5 protein-coding genes and 1 other RNA gene are annotated in these 6,195 nt (G+C 69.9%); all 6 read left to right on the top strand.

Annotation, left to right across the window (positions count from 1 at the left end; translation table 11 throughout):
• The first annotated feature begins 128 nt into the window (after positions 1–128).
• Positions 129–223, top strand: an RNA gene (gene ffs, locus AC2VOP_RS20340) — signal recognition particle sRNA small type.
• Positions 224–283: 60 nt separating this feature from the next.
• Entirely contained in the window at positions 284–1,570 is a 1,287-nt protein-coding gene (locus AC2VOP_RS20335) for an aspartate aminotransferase type Ic (RefSeq protein ID WP_486962646.1), read from the top strand.
• 126 nt (positions 1,571–1,696) lie between these two features.
• Positions 1,697–3,535, top strand: a complete 1,839-nt coding sequence (locus AC2VOP_RS20330; protein WP_486962645.1) for a DNA polymerase III subunits gamma/tau — start codon at positions 1,697–1,699, stop codon at positions 3,533–3,535.
• On the top strand, positions 3,535–4,770 hold the full coding sequence (locus AC2VOP_RS20325; protein WP_486962644.1) for an FAD-dependent oxidoreductase: 1,236 nt from the start codon (positions 3,535–3,537) through the stop codon (positions 4,768–4,770). The genes AC2VOP_RS20330 and AC2VOP_RS20325 overlap by 1 nt, the downstream gene beginning before the upstream one ends.
• Positions 4,745–5,803 carry an ABC transporter substrate-binding protein gene (locus tag AC2VOP_RS20320; protein ID WP_486962643.1) on the top strand — a complete coding sequence of 353 codons (1,059 nt, stop codon included), beginning with the start codon at positions 4,745–4,747 and terminating at the stop codon, positions 5,801–5,803. Before AC2VOP_RS20325 ends, AC2VOP_RS20320 begins: the two co-directional genes overlap by 26 nt.
• 46 nt (positions 5,804–5,849) lie before the next feature.
• Positions 5,850–6,195 (top strand): DUF732 domain-containing protein (locus AC2VOP_RS20315; protein ID WP_486962642.1); only part of this gene is annotated, 346 nt, incomplete at its 3' end.

Genomic DNA, 6,195 nt, shown 5'->3' with positions numbered 1-6,195 from the left:
GATCGCCGCTGGACCAATGGCGGCGACCCGCTGCGCCCGGCTCCGCCGCGCTTGCGATCGCCGCTGGACCAATGGCGGCGACCCGCTGCGCCCGGCTCCGCCGCGCTTGCGATCGCCGCTAAACTCGCGGTGGACCCCGTGCGGCGTCTATCCTGTGAACTCCCCCAGGGCCGGAAGGCAGCAAGGGTCAATGGGCTCTGGCGGGTGCGCGGGGTCCCCCGAACCCTGAACCGGGGCCCGCAATCCCACCGCACTCAGGACGCTCGACGGCGAAAGGAGCACGGTGACGCTGCAAACCCTCGACCCGCTCCGCCTGGTTGCCAGGCATGAACGCTATCGGCGAGACTACGCGGATCTGCAGGCCAAGAAGCTGGCGCTGGACCTCACTCGCGGCAAGCCGGCACCCGAACAGCTCGACCTGTCGAACGAGTTGCTGAGCCTGCCCGGCGGCGGTGAGCGTCCTGACTACCGCGACGACGAGGGCACCGACACCCGCAACTACGGCGGACTGCACGGCCTGCCCGCACTGCGGGCCGTCTTCGGCGAGCTGCTCGGCATCGCGGTGCCCAACCTGATCGCGGGCAACAATGCCAGCCTGGAGTTCATGCACGACGTGGTGGTCTTCTCGATGTTGCACGGCGGGGTGGATTCGCCGCGACCCTGGATCGCCGAACCCACGGTCAAGTTTTTGTGCCCGGTTCCCGGCTATGACCGGCACTTCGCCATCACCGAGACCATGGGCATCGAGATGATCTCGATCCCGATGCGTGAGGATGGCCCGGACGTCGACCTGATCGAGGAGTTGGTCGCCGTCGACCCGGCGATCAAGGGCATGTGGTGCGTCCCGGTGTTCGCCAACCCGACCGGGGTCACCTACTCCTGGGAGACGGCACGCCGGCTGGTGCAGATGCGCACCGCCGCCAGTGACTTCCGGCTGTTCTGGGACAACGCCTATGCAGTGCACACCCTGACGACGGACTTCCCCCACCAGATCGACGTGCTGGGTCTGGCCGCCGCTGCCGGCAACCCCAACCGGCCGTACGTGTTCGCGTCCACGTCGAAGATCACCTTCGCCGGGGCCGGCGTCAGCTTCTTCGCCGGGTCGCTGGGCAGCATCGCCTGGTATCTGCAGTACGCCGGCAAGAAGTCGATCGGACCGGACAAACTCAACCAGCTGCGCCACCTGCGGTTCCTCCGCGACGCCGACGGCGTGCGCCTCCTCATGCGACGCCACCAACAGATCCTGGCCCCCAAATTCGCGTTGGCCGACGAGATTCTGGCCGAGCGGCTGGGCGACGCCAAAATCGCGTCCTGGACCAAGCCGAAGGGCGGCTACTTCATCAGCCTGGACGTGCTGCCGGGCACGGCGCGGCGGACCGTCGCCCTGGCCAAAGACGCCGGGATCGCGGTGACCGAGGCGGGGGCGTCGTTCCCGTACCACAACGACCCGGACGACAAGAATCTCCGGATCGCGCCGACGTTCCCGTCGCTGCCCGAGCTGCGCGACGCCGTCGACGGACTCTGCAGCTGCGCGCTGCTGGCCGCGGCCGAATCGCTGCTGCCGGCCTGACGCAGACCTAACGCCGAGCGTGACTGCCAGCTTCGTTGAGATTGCACGCAGGCCTGCGAAGCTTCCGAAATCACGACCCTGGACGCAATCTCAACGTCGTCGGCCCGCGTCGGTAACGTGCTGATCGTGGCCCTCTACCGCAAATATCGGCCGGCGACGTTCGCCGAGGTCATCGGGCAGGAGCACGTCACCGAACCGCTGCGCGCCGCGCTGGCGGCCGGCCGCATCAACCACGCGTACCTGTTCTCCGGGCCGCGCGGCTGCGGCAAGACGTCGTCGGCGCGGATTCTGGCACGCTCCCTGAACTGTGCACAGGGACCCACGCCGACGCCGTGCGGTGTCTGCGACTCGTGCGTTGCCTTGGCACCCAACGGGCCGGGCAACATAGACGTCGTCGAGCTCGACGCCGCCAGCCACGGCGGTGTCGACGACACCCGGGACCTGCGGGACCGCGCGTTTTACGCACCGGCGCAGTCGCGCTATCGGGTGTTCATCGTCGACGAGGCCCACATGGTGACCACCGCGGGATTCAACGCGCTGCTCAAGATCGTCGAGGAGCCGCCCGAGCATGTGATCTTCGTCTTCGCCACCACCGAACCGGAGAAGGTGCTGCCCACGATCCGGTCCCGCACCCACCACTACCCGTTTCGGCTGCTGCCGCCGCGCACCATGCGCGAACTGATCGGGCGGATCTGCGACCAGGAAGAGGTGGCCGTCGACGAAGCGGTGTACCCGCTGTTGATCCGGGCGGGCGGCGGCTCACCGCGGGATACCCTGTCGGTGCTCGACCAGTTGCTGGCCGGGACTGAGGACCCACTGGATCGCCGCGTCACCTACCGGCGTGCGCTGGGATTACTCGGTGTCACCGATGTCGCGCTGATCGACAACGCCCTCGACGCCCTGGTCGCCGGGGATGCGGCGGCGTTGTTCGGAGCGGTCGAAGCAGTGGTCGACGCCGGTCACGATCCACGCCGGTTCGCCGTCGACCTGTTGGAGCGGTTCCGGGACCTGATCGTGCTGCAGGCGGTGCCGGACGCCGCGGCCAAAGGCGTGGTCGACGCACCGGAAGACATGCTGGAGCGGATGCGTGACCAGGCGGCGCGGATCGGCCGGGCGACGTTGACCCGCTACGCGGAGGTGGTGCACGCCGGCCTTGGCGAGATGCGGGGCGCGACGGCGCCGCGGTTGCTGCTCGAGGTGGTGTGCGCGCGGCTGCTGCTGCCCGCGGCCGCCGACAGCGAATCCGCGTTGCTGCAGCGCCTCGAGCGCATCGAGCACCGGCTGGACATGGCGATCCCCGCCCCGCGATCCGGGTCGGCCGGATCGGCCGAACCCGCGCCCGAGCCCGATGCCCGGCCGTCTCGGGTGCCCGAGCCGCCGGCCCCGGCACGGCCGGCCGCACAGCCCGCACCCCCGGTTGAGCCAGCGCAACAGAACCCCGGCGAGCCCGGGGTGGCAGCGGTGCGGACGATGTGGCCGACGGTGCGCGACAAGGTGCGGCAGCGCAGCCGCACCACCGAGGTGATGCTGGCCGGGGCCACCGTGCGGGCGGTGGAGGGTAACACGCTGGTGCTGACCCACGAGTCGGCGCCGCTGGCCAAACGGCTGTCCGAACAGCGCAACACCGACGTGATCGTCGAGGCGCTCAAGGACGCCCTCGGCGTCGACTGGCGGGTGCGTTGCGACGCGGGGGCCCCGCCGGGCGCTCAGGCGGACCCGCCGGACCTGCCGACCCCGGAGGCCGCCTCGACCGCGGATCCGCCCCCGCAAGCGGGAGGTGCCCCCACCCGGCAAGCGGGAGATGCCCCCACCCGGCAGGCCGACGAGGAGGCGATGCTGGCCGAAGCCGACGCGCAGCACGCAGCCAAGGGCGACAACCCGCCGGCGCCACGCCGCGACCCGGAGGAGGCCGCACTCGAATTGCTGCAGAACGAATTGGGCGCACGGCGCGTCGACAATCCCTGATGGCCGAGACCACCACCTGTGCGATCGTCGGCGGCGGACCGGCGGGGATGATACTGGGGCTGCTGCTGGCGCGGGCCGGTGTGGACGTCACCGTGCTGGAAAAGCACGGCGACTTCCTGCGCGACTTCCGCGGCGACACCGTGCATCCGACCACCATGCGGCTGCTCGACGAGCTCGGGCTGTGGAGCCGCTTCGCGGCCCTGCCATACAGCGAGGTCCGGAAGGCGAGGTTTGAGTCGAACGGGCGCTCGGCGGTCGTCGTCGACTTCGGTCGGCTGCGTCAACCGCACCCGTTTGTCGCGCTGGTGCCGCAGTGGGATCTGCTGAACCTGCTCGCCGATGCGGCTCAGGCCGAGCCGAGTTTCACGCTGCGCATGCGCACCGAAGTCACCGGGTTGATCACCGAAGCCGGCCGCGTTATCGGCGTGCGCTATCAAAGCCCCACCGGACCCGGTGAACTGCGGGCCGAATTGACCGTCGGGTGCGACGGCCGGTGGTCGGTCGTGCGCCGCGAGGCGGGACTCACCACGCACGAGTACCCGGTGAACTTCGACGTGTGGTGGTTCCGGCTGCCTCGCGACGGTGCCGTGGAATTCACCCTCTTGCCCCGCCTCGCGCGGGGCAAGGCCGCTGTCCTCATCCCACGGCAAGGCTACTTCCAAGTCGCCTACCTCGGACCCAAAGGCACTGACGCCCAGTTGCGGGCACGCGGTCTCGACGCGTTTCGCCGCGACGTCGCCGAACTGATGCCTGACACGGCCGGGCCGGTCGAGGCATTGACGTCATTGGACGACGTCAAGCACCTCGATGTGCGGGTCAATCGGCTGCGGCGTTGGCACACCGACGGGCTGCTGTGCATCGGTGATGCCGCCCACGCGATGTCGCCGGTCGGGGGCGTCGGCATCAACCTGGCGGTCCAGGATGCCGTCGCGGCAGCGACGTTGCTTGCCGAATCGCTGCGTCGCCACCGGATCACCCATCGAGACCTGGCCGCTGTCCGGCGGCGGCGAATACTGCCCACCGTGGTGACGCAATCAGTGCAGCGCGTGTTGCACCGGGGGCTCGAACCGATTCTGCGCGGCCAGACCCTCAGCCCACCGGCAGCGCTGTTCAGCGTGATCGAGCGGTTGCCGTGGCTCTCGGCGATACCCGCCTACTTCGTCGGCGTCGGGGTCCGGCCCGAACACGCACCGGCATTCGCCCGTCGCGATGCCACCGATCCGACTCCCGGGTGACCCGCTGCGCGCCGCGCTGGTGACCCCGCTGACCGGTCCGTTGGCCGGTTACGGTCGGGCCGGTGCGGATGCGCTCACACTGTGGTCCGAGTGGTTGGGTGAGCGGTCATCGCAGAAGGTGGAACTGGCTGTGGTCGACGCCCACCCAGATCCGGTCGCCGGTCTGCGTCTAGCGCAGCGTGCTTGCCCTGATGTGCTGTTCGGCCCGTACGGCAGCGGCCCTACGGCGGCGCTCGTCGCTGCCACGGATCGGCTGGTGTGGAACCACGGCGGGGCGTGGATACCTCCGGCGGGCAACGTGGTGTCGATCCTGGCGCCCGCCAACGCCTACTTTCACGGCGCGTTGCGCGCCGTGCGGCAGGTCGACGCGCACGTGCAGACGCTGTGCCTGTTGGCCGCAGACACCGGCTTCGGCCGGGCAGTCGGTGACGGTGCCGCCGCCGAGGCACAGCGACTCGGTTTCACCGTTGTCCGACGGAGCCTGACCCGATATGACCCGGACCCGGTGCAGTCGGACACCGCGGTGTTGCTGGTGGTCGGCTCGTTCGCCGCGGAGCTGTCGGCCGCTGGTGAACTGTTGGCGAGGCGTTGGCGAGCAGCTGGCTTCGTCGGCGCCGGCGTCGAGGAGGTGCTCGCCGACTTGGGCGCCGCGCGGGAGGGGCTGCTCGGCCCGGCGCAGTGGTTGGCCTCGGCTGCCCCGTCCCCGGACGAGGGGCCGCCGGTCAGCCGCTTCGTCGCCGCTTACCGGCGCCGGACCGGCGGTGACCCGCCGTATCCGGCAGCTCAGGCGTTCGCCGCCGGCCTGATCGCGCACCGCTGCCTGGAAGACGCCGGCTCCGCCGACGACGCGGCGCTTTTGGCAGCGGCCCAGAACTTGTGCTGCACGACGCTTTTCGGCCGATTCCGGCTCGACCCGCAGACCGATCGACAGGTGGGCCACCAGGTGCTGACCGTGCAGTGGCAACACGGTGTGCGGGTGGTGGTGTGGCCGTCCGGACAGGCGCAGGCTCGGCTGCGGTATCCGCTGGCATAGTTCAGCCATATATCCTGGGTTCTCCGGCCCGCCACATCGAGGAATCGTGAAACCACTACTGGCCCTGCTCGGCGTCGTCGTCATGATCAGCCTGGCCGGTCCCGCCTACGGTAACGGGGGCGGTGCTCCGCCCGGCGATCCCAACGGGGGCGGCACGCCCGATGTCAACAGTGAGGCCGCCCAGTCCTTTCTCGCCGCCCTGCGGGCGGCCGGCATCACCTACAGCCGTGCCGACCAAGCCATCGTCGCCGCCGAAGCGGTGTGCAAGCTCGTCGGCGACGGCAAGTCGGGTCCAGAGGTCCTCAAGATCATCGTGAACCGCAATCCCGGCTTGACCGAAGACCACGCAGCCAAGTTCCTCGCGATGGCGGAGCGGTCGTACTGTCCGCAGC

Source organism: Mycobacterium sp. TH-M106, from assembly GCF_057473765.1.
This window is presented reverse-complemented; position numbering and strand designations above follow the sequence as displayed.